Raw genomic sequence first — 16031 nt, 5'->3', positions numbered from 1 at the left:
GGAGTCCGACTTGCCCATTTCGAAGATCCTTGTCGCCAACCGTTCTGAAATTGCCATTCGCGTTTTTCGCGCTGCAAACGAACTGGGAATAAAAACGGTTGCGATATGGGCGGAAGAGGACAAGCTGGCGCTCCACCGCTTCAAGGCGGATGAGAGTTATCAGGTCGGGCGCGGGCCGCATCTGGCCCGCGATCTCGGGCCGATCGAAAGCTATCTGTCGATCGAGGAAGTCATCCGGGTTGCCAAGCTCTCGGGGGCCGATGCCATCCATCCCGGCTACGGCCTTCTGTCCGAAAGCCCGGAATTCGTCGATGCCTGCAAGGCTGCCGGTATCATCTTCATCGGGCCGACCGGCGATACGATGCGCCGGCTTGGCAACAAAGTTGCTGCGCGCAATCTTGCCATCGAAATCGGCGTTCCCGTCGTTCCGGCCACCGAACCGCTTCCAGACGACATGGCTGTGGTGGCAAAGATGGCCGAGGAGATCGGCTATCCGATCATGCTCAAGGCCTCTTGGGGCGGCGGCGGCCGCGGCATGCGGGCAATCCGCGACCCGAAGGATCTGGCGCGTGAAGTGACCGAAGCCAAGCGCGAGGCGATGGCTGCCTTCGGCAAGGACGAGGTCTATCTCGAAAAGCTGGTCGAGCGTGCCCGTCACGTCGAAAGCCAGGTTCTGGGCGATACTCATGGCAATGTGGTGCATCTGTTCGAGCGCGACTGTTCGGTACAGCGCCGCAACCAGAAGGTCGTCGAGCGCGCGCCGGCACCGTATCTGACGGAAGAGCAGCGTCAGGAACTTGCCCATTATTCGACGAGCATTGCCAAGGCGACGAACTATATCGGCGCCGGCACAGTCGAATATCTGATGGATATGGACTCGGGCAAATTCTACTTCATCGAAGTCAACCCGCGTATCCAGGTCGAGCACACGGTCACCGAAGTCGTCACCGGCATCGATATCGTCAAGGCGCAGATTCATATTCTCGACGGCTTTGCCATCGGCACGCCGGAATCCGGTGTACCAAAGCAGGAAGACATCCGCCTCAACGGCCACGCGCTGCAGTGCCGCATTACCACGGAAGATCCGGAGCAGAACTTCATTCCCGATTACGGCCGCATCACCGGCTATCGTTCGGCTTCGGGTTTCGGTATCCGGCTGGACGGCGGCACGGCCTATCCGGGCGCCGTCATCACCCGCTATTACGATCCACTGCTGGTCAAGGTTACCGCATGGTCGCCGAGCCCACAGGAGACCATCGCCCGCATGGACCGCGCGCTGCGCGAGTTCCGTATCCGTGGCGTCGCCACCAACCTGACCTTCCTTGAAGCGATCATCACGCATCCGAAATTCAAGGACAACACCTATACGACCCGGTTCATCGACACGACGCCGGAACTGTTCCAGCAGGTCAAGCGCCAGGACCGCGCCACCAAGCTGCTCACCTATCTCGCCGACGTCACCGTCAATGGCCACCCGGAAGCCAAGGGGCGGCCGAAGCCGAGTGCCGACGCGGCAAAGCCGGTCATTCCGCGCCTTCAGGGCGAGATCGCCGATGGTACCAAGCAGAAGCTCGATGCGCTCGGCCCGAAGAAATTCGCCGAATGGGTACGCGCCGAAAAGCGCGTGCTCCTGACCGATACGACCATGCGTGACGGCCACCAGTCTCTGCTTGCCACCCGCGTGCGCACCTATGATATCGCCCGCATCGCCGGAACCTACGCGCGTGCATTGCCGAACCTGTTTTCGCTGGAATGCTGGGGCGGCGCCACGTTCGACGTTTCGATGCGCTTCCTGACAGAGGACCCATGGGAGCGTCTCGCCAAGGTGCGCGAGGATGCGCCGAACCTGCTGCTGCAAATGCTTCTGCGCGGCGCCAACGGCGTCGGCTACAAGAACTATCCCGATAATGTCGTCAAATACTTCGTCCGCCAGGCGGCCAAGGGCGGCATCGACGTTTTCCGCGTGTTCGACTGCCTGAACTGGGTCGACAATATGCGTGTCTCGATGGATGCGGTGGCCGAAGAGAACAAGATCTGCGAAGCGGCGATCTGCTACACCGGCGACATCCTGAATTCGGCCCGTCCGAAATACGACCTGAAATACTATACCGCGCTTGCTGCCGAACTGGAGCGGGCCGGCGCCCACATGATCGCGCTGAAGGACATGGCCGGTCTGTTGAAACCGGCGGCAGCCACCGTGCTGTTCAAGGCGCTACGCGAAGCGACCGACCTGCCGATCCATTTCCACACGCATGATACATCTGGCATTTCCGCTGCGACGGTTCTGGCCGCTGTCGATGCTGGTGTCGATGTCGTCGATGCGGCGATGGATGCTTTCTCCGGCAATACCTCGCAGCCCTGCCTCGGTTCGATCGTTGAGGCGCTGCGCGGTTCCGAACGCGATCCGGGCCTCGATCCGGAATGGATCCGCCGCATCTCGTTCTACTGGGAAGCCGTGCGCAACCAGTACGCGGCCTTTGAAAGCGACCTCAAGGGACCGGCGTCCGAAGTCTACCTGCATGAAATGCCGGGTGGCCAGTTCACCAACCTCAAGGAACAGGCCCGGTCACTCGGCCTTGAGACCCGCTGGCACCAGGTGGCGCAGGCCTATGCCGACGCCAACCAGATGTTCGGCGATATCGTCAAGGTGACGCCGTCTTCCAAGGTGGTCGGCGACATGGCGTTGATGATGGTCTCCCAGGACCTGACGGTTGCCGATGTGAAGAACCCGGCCAAGGATGTCTCTTTCCCGGAATCTGTCGTGTCGATGCTCAAGGGCGATCTCGGCCAGCCTCCGGGCGGATGGCCAAAGGCGCTGCAGGAAAAAGCGCTGAAGGGCGAAAAGGCCTATACGGAACGTCCGGGCTCGTTGCTTGCCGATGCGGATCTCGATGCCGAGCGCAAGGCGATCGAGGAAAAGCTGGAACGCACGGTCAGCGATTACGAGTTCGCCTCGTACCTGATGTATCCGAAGGTCTTCACCGACTACGCGCTGGCCGCCGATACCTATGGTCCCGTCAGCGTGCTGCCGACACCCGCCTATTTCTACGGGCTTTCGGCCGGCGAAGAACTGTTGCCGGAACTCGAAAAGGGCGTCTCGCTGGTTGTCCAGCATCAGGCCATGAGCGAGCCGGACGAGCAGGGGATGGTCAAGGTGTTCTTCGAGATCAACGGCCAGCCGCGCCTGATCAAGGTTCCGGATCGCAACCGCGCAGCTTCCAGCACGGCCCGCCGCAAGGCCGATCTCGGCAATGCCGCACATCTCGGCGCGCCGATGCCCGGCGTCATCTCGACCGTGACGATATCGGCCGGTCAGACGGTGAAGTCCGGCGACGTGCTGCTCTCCATCGAAGCGATGAAGATGGAGACGGCGCTGCACGCGGAAAAGGACGGCACGATCGCTGAAGTCCTCGTCAAGACCGGCGACCAGATCGACACCAAGGATTTGCTGATCGTCTATGGGGCGTGAGGACTTGCTCTCCGAATGAAAAATGGCCGGGCAAAACCCGGCCATTTTCATGTTCAAATATCGTAGCTATTCCCAGCGCTCAGCGACGAGATGAACTTCTTCGTCCGCTCCCGCTCAGGCGTCTGGAAGATGTTCCGGGGCGCGCCGCTTTCGACGATCAGGCCACCGTCGAGGAACAGGACCTGATCGGCGACTTTCGAAGCCAGTCGAAGGTCGTGGGTGGCCATGATCATCGTCGTGCCTTCGGCAGCGAGACGGTTGAGGACCTCGACAACTTCTTCAGCCAATTCCGGATCGAGCGCCGAGGTCGGTTCGTCGCAGAGCAATACGCGCGGGGAGGGGGCAAGCGCCCGGGCGATGGCGACGCGTTGCTGCTGGCCGCCCGAGAGCGTCGATGGCCAGGCGTCGGCCTTGTGCGACATGCCGACCTTTTCAAGCAATTCCTGCGCCCGCGCTTTCGCTTTCTCCTTCGGCCATTTCAGGACCGTGACCAGTCCCTCCATGACGTTTTCAATGGCGGTCTGGTGCGGGAAGAGCTGGAAATTCTGGAACACCATGCCGGTCTGACGGCGCAGGCGCTGGATGGCATCCCAGCCGGTTTTCTTGTTGGGTTCGAAGGTGATCTTTTCCTCGCCCAGCCGGATCGTGCCGGCGGTCGGGATTTCCAAAAGATTGACGCAGCGCAAGAGCGTGCTCTTGCCGCCGCCGGACGGGCCGACCAGTGCGGTCACGGTGCCTTCAGCGATCCGCACGCTGATATCCTTCAACACGACATTGTCGCCGAAGCGTTTCTCGATGTGGGTGAGCTCGATCATGTGCGCGCCTCCAGGAAGCCGCCATAGCGGGCGAAGCGTTTTTCCAGCCTCACCTGCAACGACGAGAGGACCGAACTCAGCGCCAGATAGAGCAGCGCCGCCTCGATATAGAGGATCAGCGGCTCATAGGTGGTGGCGACGATGCGCTGGGCTGTCTGGAACAGTTCCGGCACCGTGATGGCGGCGGCAAGCGAGGTGTCTTTTACCAGCGAAATGAACGTGTTCGACAAAGGCGGCACGGCGACGCGGGCTGCCTGCGGCAGGATGGTGCGGCGCATTGCCTGGCTCCAGCTCATGCCGATCGAATAGGCAGCCTCCCACTGGCCGCGGGGCACCGAGGAGATCACCGCCCTGATGATCTCGGAGGTATAGGCGCCGATATTGAGCGTGAAGCCGATCAGGGCGGCCGGGAAGGCATCAAGCAGGATGCCGAGGCTCGGCAGGCCGTAGAAGATGACGAACAGCTGGACGAGCAGCGGCGTGCCGCGGATGACCCAGACATAGAACCGTGCCACCGCAACCAGCGGCTTTGGCCCGAACAGCCGTGCGACTGCGGTCAACAGACCCAGCCCCAGGCCCAGCGTGAAGGACAGCAGCGTCAGCGGAATGGTGAAGATCAGCCCGGCGCGGATGAGCGGCCAGAGCGAATCGAGCATGAGTTGGAGCCAGGGGGGCACGGCTTTTCTTTCGTGGGGTTCATGACGGCGGGTGGCAGAATACACTTCCACAGCGACAGAGATACCCCTCCCCAACCCCTCCCCACAAGGGGGAGGGACTTATTCGCGGCGCCCCCTTTTTCAACAATGAGGCCGGGCGGATGGTAGTTTAAAGATTGCAGATGGTACGGCATCGGAACCCCTCCCCCTTGTGGGGAGGGGTTGGGGAGGGGACTTTAGCAGCCAGCAGATAATTACTTCGAAACGTCTGCGCCGAAATACTTCTGCGAGATGGCCTCATAGGTGCCGTCGGCCTTGATCTCCGTCAGCGCCTTGTTGATGGCTTCGAGAAGTTCAGGTTCGCCCTTGCGCACGATGATGCCGGAATAGTCGGCATTGGCCTGTTCGGCAGCGATCTTGACCGGCGCATCCGGCTTCTTCTTCTTGAAGTCGAGGAAGGACAGGCTGTCGTTGATCGTTGCATCGGCACGGCCGGTCAGAACCAGCTGGATCGACTGGTCGAAGCCGTCGGTGCCGATCAGTTCAGCGCCGGAAGCCTGGGCCAGCTTGCCGAAATTGCTAGTCAGCGACTGGGCGGAATTCTTGCCCTTCAGGTCCGGGAAATCCTTGATGTCGGCATTGTCCGACTTGACGATCAGAACGGCCTTCGAAGCGATATAGGGCTCGGAGAAATCATACTTCTTCTTGCGCTCTTCGGTGATGCCGACCTGGTTGATGACGGCATCGTAACGGTTGGCGTCAAGGCCGGCGATCAGGCCGTCCCACTTGCCTTCGAGGAATTCGGCCTTGACGCCAAGCTTCTTGGCCACGGCTTCGCCGATTTCGACGTCGAAGCCGACGAGCTTGCCGCTTTCATCGTGATAGGTGAACGGGGCGTAGGTGCCTTCCGTGCCGATCTTCAGCGCGCCAGCCGACTTGACGGCTTCGAGGTTTTCACCGGCTACGGCCGAGCCGAACGATACCAGCTGGGCAAAGGCGGCAGCGGCGAGAAGTGTGGGAACCCATTTCATTTTGTTTTTCCATCTTTTTTGGTCCGGCCCGTCTGCCGGTGTGAGGACACAATCGCATAACACTCGACGCATGGCAGCGCACAAAACTTCAATTGCGCACTGCAACAGCGAAGGTTTTTCTCAAATTCCTGCCATTTCAATGCAAAATTGGCGCCGGACGGCTAAAATCAAGGCGGAGCGCCGATTTTTACGGCAGAGCAGTCGCTATTTTCGATAAACAACACATGAATCGATTGAAATCGCTACTGCAGCGGGTTATGCACGTTTATGCCGATTTGCACTCATTCATGCGTGATTTGATTTTCCCATGCAGACAGAACTCCTTTTACGACAGAGACAAAGCCTGATTCAGGATCGCCTGCGGACATCCGGCCGCGTGCTTGCGGTCGATCTGGCGCAAGAATTCAACGTCTCCGAGGATACGGTCCGAAGGGACTTGCGCGAACTGGCGGCCGCGGGCCTGTGCGAGCGGGTCTATGGGGGTGCGCTACCGATCGCCCCTGGCGGTACGACGCTTTCGCAGCGCGTCGGTGAAGCGCCCGAGCGCAAGGCAGCCCTTGCCGCCGCAGCCCTACCCTTCATTGCCCCGGGCATGACCGTCTTTTTCGATGCGAGCTCGACCAATCTCGCGATCGCACAGGCGCTTCCTGCCGGGCTGGAGCTGACGGCGGTGACCAATACGCCGCTGATTGCGGCCGTGCTGATGGAAAAGCCGGGTATCGATCTCATCCTGATCGGCGGCAAGGTCGACCGGCTGGTCGGGGCTGCCATCGGCGCCAGGGCACAGCGTGATGTTTCGATGCTGCGGCCGGATCTCTGTATTCTCGGGGTCTGTGGTGTCGATCCCGATGCCGGGCTGACAGCCATTGAATATGAGGACGCGGAGTTCAAGCGGCTTGTCGCCCGCAACAGCGCTGCCGTTCTGGCGGCAGTGACCAACGACAAGCTGGGCACATCGGCGCCACACGCGGTCATTACGGCACAGGAATGCAAGACGCTGATCGTCGAGCATGATGCGGCCCGCAACACCGCCGATCTCTACACCAGCCAAGGCATCACGGTCGTTTACGCAGAAGGAACAAGATCATGAGGATCGCCCATGTCGCACTCTGGACCACGGACCTTGATCGCCTCTGCCGCTTCTGGGCGGACATCTTCGGCGCTACCGTGGGCGATCTTTATGAAAGTGCCCGGCGCCCCGGGTTTTCTTCACGGTTTCTGTATTTGAAGGACGGGCCGTCGATCGAGCTGATGCAAGGCCCGTGGATCAGCGGGCAGGACGAGCAGACCGAGCGCCAGGGTTACGCGCATCTCGCCTTGTCTCTCGGTAGCCGCGAGGCTGTCGATGCCTTGGCAACGAAGGCCGCCGCATTGAGCATTCTTATGTCACCCGCCCGCATGACGGGCGACGGCTTCTACGAGGCGGTCCTCAGCGATCCCGACGGCAACCCCATCGAAATCACGGCCTGACGCCGCCACCGAATTCTACAGGAAAAAACCATGGATCAGCATACCATAACCCCGCCGCAGGCCGCTGTCCGGCAAGGCTATATGCCCAAAAGCCGGCTCGCCGTTTCGCTGCTGTTCCTGATGAACGGCTTCGTCACCGGGAGCTGGGCGCCGAAAATCCCGGAATTCAAGGACAGGCTCGGCATCAGCGAAAGCGTGCTGGGTCTGCTGATCCTCGCCTTCGGTCTTGGTTCGCTGATCCTGATGCCGATTGCCGGTGGTTTCATCGCCCGGATGGGGTCGCAGAAGGTGGTCAAGGTCACGGCGATCCTGTTGTCGCCGATGCTTCTGCTGTTGACGCTTCTTCCCAATGTCTGGACGGCGGTGATCGGCATGCTGCTGCTTGGCGGTTTCGTCGGCGCCATGGACGTGGCGATGAATGCCAATGCGGTCGAGGTGGAAAAATCGATGCGCCGGGCGATCATGTCGTCCTGCCATGCCTATTGGAGCCTCGGTGGTTTGATCGGTGCTGCGAGCGGCGGTCTGATCATGGCGCATTTCGGCGTCTATGTGCATGTCATCCTCGTCACGCTGGTCTGCCTTTCGGTGCTGGCCGTCGCGTGGCCGATGATCCTTGCCGATCAGCCGCATCCGGATACCGCCAAGCAGAAGCTGCGGCTGCCGTCCAATCCGCTGCCCTGGCTGATCGGCCTGGTGGCGCTGTTCTCGATGGTGCCGGAAGGCACGGTGCTGGACTGGGGCGCGCTTTATCTGCGTAACGAACTCGGTGCTTCCGTGGCTATGTCCGGCTTCGGCTTTGCCGCCTTCTCGGCCACGATGGCGATCATGCGTTTTGCCGGCGACCATGTCCGCGACCGCTTCGGTGGCGTGAGAACCCTGCGGGTCTGCACGCTGACCGCATTGGTCGGCCTCGTGCTTGCCGGTCTGGCACCCAATGCGCCGCTTGCCATTCTTGGCTTTGCCCTTGCCGGTGTCGGTATTTCCAACATGGTGCCGATCGCGTTTTCGGCCGCCGGCAACATGCCCGGCCTGGCTCCCGGCATCGGTTTGTCGGTCGCAACGTTCATGGGTTATTCCGGCATGCTGTTTGCACCGTCGCTGATCGGCTTCGTCGCGGAGCATACCGGTTTCTCGATCATCTTCACCTGCGTGCCGATCCTGTTCATCGTCGTTCTGGCGCTGTCGCATCACGCCGTGCATGCCGATCCGAAGGGGCACGACTGAGCTGCGTTGACGGCGGCCTGTCATCAATTCGCCGTCAAACCATGAATGTTGCCGTTGACAAGGCGGCTTTCCTCATCCACCTCAGGGAAAGTCGCCGCAACAGCACGTGCAAGGGGCTTTCATGTCTTCCGCCTTCGATTACGAACCGCAACCCCGCAGGGCCTCCGTTGCCGTCGATGTTGGCGGGGTGATCGTCGGAGGGGCCGCGCCCGTGGTCGTCCAGTCGATGACCAATACCGATACCGCCGACATCGATGCCACTGTCGCGCAGGTTGCCGCCCTTCATCGGGCCGGCTCGGAGCTGGTGCGCATCACCGTCGATCGTGACGAAAGTGCCGCTGCCGTGCCGAAGATCCGCGAGCGCCTCGAGCGCCTCGGCCTCGATGTGCCGCTGATCGGCGATTTCCATTATATCGGCCACAAGCTGCTGGCCGACCATCCGGCCTGCGCCGAAGCTCTCGCGAAATACCGCATCAATCCCGGCAATGTCGGCTTCAAGGCCAAGAAGGACAAGCAGTTCGTCGAGATCATCGAACGTGCCATCCAGTTCGACAAGCCTGTGCGCATCGGCGTCAACTGGGGCTCGCTCGACCAGGAACTTCTGACCCGCCTGATGGATGACAACCAGGCTAAGGGCTTTCCGCTGACGGCGCAGCAGGTGATGCGCGAAACCATCGTCCAGTCGGCGCTGATTTCGGCGGAACTGGCGGAAGAAGCTGGCCTGCCGCGCAACCGCATCATCCTGTCGGCCAAGGTGTCCAACGTGCAGGATCTGATCGCCTGCTACTCGATGCTGTCTTCGCGCTCCAACCACGCTTTGCATCTGGGCTTGACCGAAGCCGGCATGGGCTCGAAGGGCATCGTTTCGTCTGCAGCCTCGCTCGGCATTCTCATGCAGCAGGGCATCGGCGATACGATCCGGATTTCGCTGACGCCCGAGCCGGGCGGCGACCGCACCCGCGAGGTGCAGGTGGCGCAGGAACTGCTGCAGGTCATGGGTTTCCGTCAGTTCATTCCGGTCGTTGCCGCCTGTCCCGGCTGCGGGCGCACCACCTCGACGGTGTTCCAGGAGCTGGCGCAGAAGATCGAGGCCGATATCCGCCGCAACATGCCGGTCTGGCGCGAGAAATATCCGGGTGTCGAGGGCCTGAAGGTCGCGGTGATGGGCTGCATCGTCAATGGCCCCGGCGAAAGCAAGCATGCCGATATCGGAATTTCGCTGCCCGGCACCGGCGAGCTGCCCGCCGCTCCGGTCTATATCGACGGCAAAAAGGCGCTGACCATTCGCGGCACCAACATCGCCGGTGATTTCGAGACGCTTGTCGGCGAATATATCGAAAGACGTTTTGGCCAGGGTCAGGCTGCGGCCGAATAGACTAGATTTTTGCTGTCAGAAGCTTCAGGCCGGCAAAGGCGAAAAAGCCGGCCATGGCGCCTTCGATCCAGCGGCGGGCTTTTCTGTAGCCCCGGTGTACGGGCTCGATGGAAAATAGCAGTGCAAAGCCCATGAAGATGATGACGCCGAGCAGCATACAGCCGCCGATCAGGATGGGCATGACCTGCGGCGCATCCTGCGGCGTGCCGAGCGAAACCAGCGTCAGCCAGGAAAAGATCGCCTTCGGGTTGGTCAGGTGGATGCCGAGACCCTTGAAGTAGAGACGGCGCAGCGAGGGCGGCTGCTTGTCGAGCGGTACTGCTGCTTCGCTTTCCTTCCGCATCGCCGATTTCAGCGCCTTGAACGCCAGCCAAAGCAGATAGAGCCCGCCGGCAATCTTCAGTATGAACAAGGCGTTGCCATAGGTGCGGATCAGCGCCGAAAGTCCTGCGGCCGCCAGCATCGCCCAGGTATAGGATCCCGTCAGGACGCCAAAGGCCAGTGCCAGCCCGGCATTGCGGCCCCGGCTGATGGCCGTGGAGATGATCGCGACGACAGCCGGCCCCGGCGACGCGGTGGCGATGACATAGGCACCCCAGGCGACCATCAGCTGCGGCAGGTAGGGCAGAAGGGTGGACATGCGCAATCTCCGGTGCCGCGCATTCAAACGCGGTAGGGTGCCATGATGCCGACTGCGCCCGGAAAGAAAATGCGCTTTCTTGTTGCGGTGACAATTTTTGCCTTTTGCGGCGGGCTGGGTGTCAGGCGCAGATGCACCGCATCTGCCCTCCCTGCTTGCCAAGGTTGGCAGGACCGCTGCCGTGAACACGAAGAGGAGCGAGCGGAAAGTTCCGTTGTTCCACCTCATGTCTGCGGGGAGAGAGTTAGGGTGGGGGCCGGCATAGCCGTGCGGCTGTTAATGGCTGCGGTTGGCGATAAAGCGGGCGGTTTGGTTGAGAATATCCGCACGAGAGCCAAAAGGATCGAGCAGAACGGCAGCATCTGCGACCAGCGCTGCCAGCCGGCTTTCCGCCCAGGCCTGCCCGCGTAGCGAGATCAGCGTGCCCTTGCCCCGGGCGGCGTCCTTACCGGTCGCCTTGCCCATCGTCTCGGCATCCGCCGTCAGGTCCAGCAGATCGTCGGCAAGCTGGAAGGCAAGGCCGATGGTTTCGCCATATCGGCGCATCAGCTGCCGGTCACTGGCACTGCCGCCGGCGATGATGGCGCCGGCTTCGCAGGCAAAGCGGATCAGCGCGCCGGTCTTCATTGCCTGCAGCGTGACGATTGCCGCCTCATTCGGTGCCGATGTTTCGGCAGCCAGATCCAGCGCCTGCCCGCCGGCCATGCCGCCGATGCCGGAGGCGCGCGCAAGAGCGAGCACCAATTCGGTTTTTTGCCGGTCAGTGAGGTGCGTTTCCGGTGCTGCGATGACGTCGAAGGCGAGCGTCAGAAGGCTGTCGCCGGCAAGGATCGCATTGGCCTCGCCATGGGCGATATGGACCGTCGGCTGGCCGCGCCTGAGATCATCGTCGTCCATCGCCGGAAGGTCGTCATGCACCAGCGAGTAGCTGTGCACGCACTCAAGCGCTGCACCGACACGCAGGGCCGCTTGCCTGTTGCCGCCAAGGAGGGCGGTGCTTTCCATGACCAGAAAGGGGCGCAGGCGTTTGCCGCCGTTCAGGAGGCCGTGGCGCATCGCGGCGATGAGGGATGCCGGCCGTGCGATCTCGTCTGCCTGCGGTTCTTCGTGGAGGATACCGATGAGGCAGGCCTCGACCTCTGTGGCGCTGCTCTTCAGGCGAATTTCGAAGGGTGTCTCGCTCATGCGGCGTTGTTTGGCATGACTGCGCGCCCGCTGGCAACGGGATTTTACCATATCGGCGTCCGGTGGCGCGGCTTGCTGTGCGTTACCGAGAAAACCGTTCAATTTTAGCCGCGCTTGTTCTATGAAAATTGAATGGATCATCAGGCGGGCGTTTCAGGGGTGGACATTGTACCGGAAACTCGGGAGGAGCAGGACGTGTCTTCCAGCCGTTCGCGGGGATGGGGTCAGGCCCTGCGCCGGCGCTGGCGCAAGATTCTGCTGATCGCGGTGGCGATTGCGATCCTGCCTTACGTGCTGATCGTCCTTTATGCGCCAAGCTTCATCCATCCGATTTCGACGCTGATGCTGCGCGATCTGCTGCTTTTCCGTGGTTATGACCGCCAATGGGTCGCCTTCGAGGATATATCGCCCAATCTGGTGCGATCGGTGATGATGTCGGAGGATGGCCAGTTCTGCATTCACGACGGTGTCGACTGGGTGCAGATGCGTGGCGTCGTCACCGATGCACTGGAGGGTGAAGCGACCCGGGGCGCCTCGACGATCCCGATGCAGACAGCCAAGAACCTGTTTTTGTGGAACGGCCGCTCCTTCATTCGCAAGGGGATGGAATTGCCTTTGGCGCTGGCAGCCGATTTCGTCTGGAGCAAGCAGCGGATGATGGAACTCTATCTCAACGTCGCGGAATGGGGGCCTGGCATCTACGGAGCAGAGGCGGCAGCAAAACACCATTTCGGCGTTCCTGCTGCAAAGCTGACCCGGCGGCAGGCAGCCCTTCTTGCCGTATCCCTACCCAATCCGATCGAGCGCAATGCCGGCAAACCGGGCCGTGGCCTGCGCAGCCTGGCCTCGCTGATCGAGCGCCGTGCCAGCCGGTCGGGCGAATATATCAAATGCCTTTATGAGTGAGATCAGGTCTTTTCATTAGAGCCTCTCCGGGAACGGTGTCATACTGGCGTTGTGAAACTCTGCCATCCGGGCCTCATTCCTATCCTTGAAAAGGCTCGATTGTCCCATGGTCCCGATTGATTCATCCCTTATCGCGTTTGCGCGAAGTGCCAACAATATCCCGCCACGGCATTTGGGAATCCGCTACGATGCTGAAGGCCGCTTTCTGCACGAGCCTGGCAACACCGTCGTTTCCCATGTTGCTGCAGGGTCGTCTTCGCATGATGCCATCCTGACGGTGCGCGACCGATTGATGGCGATGCCGGAAGCCGATCAGTTCGCCTTCACGCATGCGTCCAGCCTGCACATGACCATCTTCCAGGGCATCATAGAATATCGTCGCAATCCGCCCTATTGGCCCACGGATATGCCCCTGGACACGCCGATCGATGCGATGACGGCCCACTTTCGCGACAAGCTGAAGAATTTTCCGCCGCCGTCGCCCTTCCGTGCGCGTATTACCGAGGTGACGCCGCTTGGGCTGACGCTTGAAGGTGACAGCGTTGATGACCGGCGGTGCCTGCGGGAATGGCGTGATGCCTTGGCGGGGGTTTTTGGCTATCGTCATCCGGACCATGACGATTACGTGTTTCACATCACTTTCGCCTATATGATCGATTGGCTCGCTGACGCGGCGCTGCCGCGCTGGCAGGAGATGCTGGCGGAAACGCTGGCCTATCTCAAGGCGCGGTCGCCCGTCGTCGATCTCGATCCTCCGGCTTTCTGCTCGTTTGAAGACATGAACCATTTCGAAGAGCTGATTGTCTTCGGATGCTCACCAAAGACAGTAAGGAATGCGCCATGACCCAGCTGACGCTCTATATCGGTAACAAAAACTACTCCTCCTGGTCGTTGCGGCCCTGGCTTGCGCTGGAGGCTTGCGGCATCCCGTTTGAGGAGGTGCTTATCCCCTTCGATTTTCCGGCCGGTAACCCGAAGTTCAAGGATATTTCCCCGACAGGACAGGTTCCCGTCCTGCATCACGGCGACGTGCGTGTCTGGCAGTCGCTGGCAATCATCGAATATGCCGCCGAACTTTTCCCCGATTCCGGGCTCTGGCCCAAGGATCCGGCAGAGCGGGCGGTGGCGCGGGCCTATTCGATGGAAATGCTGTCCGGTTTCCGGGCGCTACGCAATGCCTGCCCGATGAACATCCGCCGGGAAAAGCGGGCGATCGATCTGCCGGATGGTGTGATGGACGACGTCGAGCGGATCGAGACGATCTGGCGCGAGGCGGTGGCCCGCTCCGGCGGTCCGTTCCTGTTCGGCAGTTTTACGGCTGCCGATGCGATGTTTGCCCCGGTGGTCAATCGTTTCGAGATTTATGACCTCACCCGCAATCCCGGCTCGCTGGAATATATGGATGCGGTCAAGACCCATCCGGCCTTCCGCAAGTGGCAGGAGGCTGCTCTCCAGGAAACCTGGATCGTGCCGGAGGACGAGGCGTGATGCTTTTCCTCGCCGGGGTTTGCGAAAAAATGCCTGCAGGGACTGGTCAAACGCCTGTTGGGCATGTATAAGCCCGACAAATTCCGAGATTGACATCTGTTTTTCCCGGCCAACAGACTGGCTGCGAAACAGAGTTTTGCCCGATAAGTGGAGTATGAAATGGCTGTACCTAAAAGAAAAACAAGCCCGTCCAAGCGTGGCATGCGCCGCTCCGCCGATGCGCTGAAGACACCGACCTACATCGAAGACAAGAACTCCGGCGAACTGCGTCGTCCGCACCACATCGACCTGAAGACAGGCATGTACCGCGGCCGTCAGGTTCTGACCCCGAAGGCTTCCGCTTAATCAGCGGGCCGTCAGGCTGTGATTGGAAGGGCTGGCTTTTCGCCGGCCCTTTTTCTGTTGTCCGTTGCGAGCGGCGCGGTGCGTGTACCTTTTCACACGCACCATAGTTTCCCCAAATCCTTACGCTATCTGCCAGCCGCAGCCGTTTTGTTGACGCTTGCTGCGCCGTAAGGCATATCGATCAATGCCCGGCCGGAGAGGCTGGCGCGAGAAACTGGGAGCCGTTGCTGATGATTGCCGCCATTCCATTGCTGATCTTGCCGTTCATTCTCTACAATCTCGGAATGATGGGCGTCTTGGGAAGCGGCGGTGTCGCAGTTTTCGAAAACACCGTTTTCTCGATGACTATGCTGTCCGGTGCCGTCTGGACGATGAGCATGGGCGACTTGATGATCGTCATCGCTCTGATGCTGCTTTTCGTCGAAATCCTCAAGGCAACCCGCATCAGCTCCAAGGCGCTGATGGATCACCTTTTGTCGATGGTTCTGTTCATCGTCTTCTTGGTGGAGTTCCTGCTGGTCGCCAATGCCGCGACCCACGTCTTCTTCATCCTGATGACGATCTGCTTCATCGACGTCATCGCCGGCTTTTCCGTGTCGATGCGCACGGCCGGGCGGGATGTTTCCATCGGGCTCTGACGGAGCCCTGGAAGGGTGCCGCAGGCCGTTCAAGACGACAGCGCGGCACGAAGGCTTGTCAGCCGAGATTTTCCAGCTTGGTCTGCAGGGCGCGCAGCTGTTCCTTCAGTTCATCGATGTCCTTGGCTTCCGCCTTGCGCGGTTCCTTGGCCGCGGGCGTTGCCGCCATGAAGGGCGAAAACATCTGCATGGCCTGATGGAAAAGGTCGGTGTTGCGCTTGACCTGTTCTTCCACCAGTTGCAGCGGAACAGACAGGTTCTTGCCGAGCGGCGTATCGCCGAAGGCCTTGTTGATCTGCTCGCGCATCGTCACCTGCTGGTCGGTGAAGGCCTGCATCGAATGCTCGAGATAGCTCGGAACCACCATCTGCATCTGGTCGCCGTAAAACGAGATCAACTGGCGCAGGAAAGAGATCGGCAAAAGCGTGTTGCCGGTCTTGGATTCCTGTTCGAAAATGATCTGGGTGAGTACCGAATGAGTGATGTCATCACCTGACTTCGCGTCCTGGACGGTGAATTCTTCTCCCTTTTTCACCATCACCGCGAGATCATCGAGCGTCACATAGGTGCTTGTTCCGGTATTGTAGAGCCTCCGGTTGGCGTATTTTTTGATTACGATCTGACCGTCGTGTTTAGCCATCTGGGTCTCCTCCCCATGCTCCCGTCTTTATTACGTTTTTCAGAGTACCCGTAAAAAACGGGTTCTGACAATCTCTTTGTGCGATGCGTGGACGCAGGTGCAAAATTTTGCCGCCTGCGCGGATTACGGAATGAAACGGCAGCAGGCGC

At 60.5% G+C, this 16031-nt stretch carries 16 protein-coding genes; 10 read left to right on the top strand and 6 right to left on the bottom strand.

Annotation, left to right across the window (positions count from 1 at the left end; translation table 11 throughout):
* Window positions 1-10 precede the first annotated feature (10 nt).
* Window positions 11-3469 (top strand): pyruvate carboxylase, encoded by a 3459-nt coding sequence (gene pyc / locus ACP7E6_RS19070; RefSeq protein ID WP_426231294.1) that lies wholly within the window; start codon window positions 11-13, stop codon window positions 3467-3469.
* A 53-nt stretch (window positions 3470-3522) separates the two neighbouring features.
* On the opposite strand, the gene ACP7E6_RS19065 is transcribed toward pyc, so the two are convergent.
* From ACP7E6_RS19065 to ACP7E6_RS19055, 3 genes are all read right to left on the bottom strand, one after another.
* Window positions 3523-4284, bottom strand: coding sequence for an amino acid ABC transporter ATP-binding protein (locus tag ACP7E6_RS19065; protein ID WP_426231293.1), 762 nt, complete (start codon window positions 4282-4284; stop codon window positions 3523-3525).
* Window positions 4281-4961, bottom strand: coding sequence for an ABC transporter permease subunit (locus ACP7E6_RS19060; RefSeq protein WP_426231292.1), 681 nt, complete (start codon window positions 4959-4961; stop codon window positions 4281-4283). Before ACP7E6_RS19060 ends, ACP7E6_RS19065 begins: the two co-directional genes overlap by 4 nt.
* Before the next feature lie 233 nt (window positions 4962-5194).
* Window positions 5195-5971 carry an amino acid ABC transporter substrate-binding protein gene (locus tag ACP7E6_RS19055; protein ID WP_426231291.1) on the bottom strand — a complete coding sequence of 259 codons (777 nt, stop codon included), beginning with the start codon at window positions 5969-5971 and terminating at the stop codon, window positions 5195-5197.
* A gap of 307 nt (window positions 5972-6278) precedes the next feature.
* Here ACP7E6_RS19055 and ACP7E6_RS19050 point away from each other — a divergent pair, with 307 nt between their 5' ends.
* From ACP7E6_RS19050 to ispG, 4 genes are all read left to right on the top strand, one after another.
* Entirely contained in the window at window positions 6279-7061 is a 783-nt protein-coding gene (locus ACP7E6_RS19050; protein WP_426231290.1) for a DeoR/GlpR family DNA-binding transcription regulator, read from the top strand.
* Window positions 7058-7441 carry a VOC family protein gene (locus tag ACP7E6_RS19045; RefSeq protein WP_426231289.1) on the top strand — a complete coding sequence of 128 codons (384 nt, stop codon included), beginning with the start codon at window positions 7058-7060 and terminating at the stop codon, window positions 7439-7441. The genes ACP7E6_RS19050 and ACP7E6_RS19045 overlap by 4 nt, the downstream gene beginning before the upstream one ends.
* A gap of 30 nt (window positions 7442-7471) precedes the next feature.
* On the top strand, window positions 7472-8665 hold the full coding sequence (locus tag ACP7E6_RS19040) for an MFS transporter (RefSeq protein WP_426231288.1): 1194 nt from the start codon (window positions 7472-7474) through the stop codon (window positions 8663-8665).
* A gap of 121 nt (window positions 8666-8786) precedes the next feature.
* The gene (gene ispG, locus ACP7E6_RS19035) at window positions 8787-10040 is read left to right on the top strand and encodes a flavodoxin-dependent (E)-4-hydroxy-3-methylbut-2-enyl-diphosphate synthase (protein ID WP_426231287.1); all 1254 of its coding nucleotides are present in this window, start codon (window positions 8787-8789) and stop codon (window positions 10038-10040) included.
* A gap of 1 nt (window position 10041) precedes the next feature.
* Here the strand turns inward: ispG and ACP7E6_RS19030 are convergent, their stop codons facing one another.
* Both ACP7E6_RS19030 and ACP7E6_RS19025 read right to left on the bottom strand, forming a co-directional pair.
* Complete coding sequence (locus ACP7E6_RS19030) at window positions 10042-10680, bottom strand: LysE family translocator (RefSeq protein WP_426231286.1); 639 nt, start codon at window positions 10678-10680, stop codon at window positions 10042-10044.
* A gap of 276 nt (window positions 10681-10956) precedes the next feature.
* Complete coding sequence (locus ACP7E6_RS19025; protein WP_426231494.1) at window positions 10957-11865, bottom strand: polyprenyl synthetase family protein; 909 nt, start codon at window positions 11863-11865, stop codon at window positions 10957-10959.
* A 159-nt stretch (window positions 11866-12024) separates the two neighbouring features.
* Here ACP7E6_RS19025 and mtgA point away from each other — a divergent pair, with 159 nt between their 5' ends.
* The 5 genes from mtgA to ACP7E6_RS19000 all read left to right on the top strand — a co-directional run bounded on the left by mtgA (window position 12025) and on the right by ACP7E6_RS19000 (window position 15242).
* Entirely contained in the window at window positions 12025-12771 is a 747-nt protein-coding gene (mtgA, locus tag ACP7E6_RS19020) for a monofunctional biosynthetic peptidoglycan transglycosylase (RefSeq protein WP_426125863.1), read from the top strand.
* A gap of 106 nt (window positions 12772-12877) precedes the next feature.
* Window positions 12878-13615: a DUF1868 domain-containing protein gene (locus ACP7E6_RS19015; protein ID WP_426231285.1), complete on the top strand. Its 738-nt coding sequence runs from the start codon at window positions 12878-12880 to the stop codon at window positions 13613-13615.
* Window positions 13612-14259 carry a glutathione S-transferase family protein gene (locus ACP7E6_RS19010; protein ID WP_426231284.1) on the top strand — a complete coding sequence of 216 codons (648 nt, stop codon included), beginning with the start codon at window positions 13612-13614 and terminating at the stop codon, window positions 14257-14259. The genes ACP7E6_RS19015 and ACP7E6_RS19010 overlap by 4 nt, the downstream gene beginning before the upstream one ends.
* A gap of 159 nt (window positions 14260-14418) precedes the next feature.
* A complete protein-coding gene (gene rpmF / locus ACP7E6_RS19005) occupies window positions 14419-14604 on the top strand; it encodes a 50S ribosomal protein L32 (protein ID WP_037097119.1) in 186 nt (61 codons plus the stop codon).
* A gap of 230 nt (window positions 14605-14834) precedes the next feature.
* The gene (locus ACP7E6_RS19000) at window positions 14835-15242 is read left to right on the top strand and encodes a hypothetical protein (RefSeq protein ID WP_426231283.1); all 408 of its coding nucleotides are present in this window, start codon (window positions 14835-14837) and stop codon (window positions 15240-15242) included.
* 58 nt (window positions 15243-15300) lie between these two features.
* Here the strand turns inward: ACP7E6_RS19000 and phaR are convergent, their stop codons facing one another.
* Window positions 15301-15882 carry a polyhydroxyalkanoate synthesis repressor PhaR gene (gene phaR, locus ACP7E6_RS18995; RefSeq protein ID WP_113312996.1) on the bottom strand — a complete coding sequence of 194 codons (582 nt, stop codon included), beginning with the start codon at window positions 15880-15882 and terminating at the stop codon, window positions 15301-15303.
* Window positions 15883-16031: the final 149 nt, after the last annotated feature.

This window comes from Pararhizobium sp. DWP3-4, from assembly GCF_049898205.1.
Taxonomy (GTDB): domain Bacteria; phylum Pseudomonadota; class Alphaproteobacteria; order Rhizobiales; family Rhizobiaceae; genus Pararhizobium.
This window is presented reverse-complemented; position numbering and strand designations above follow the sequence as displayed.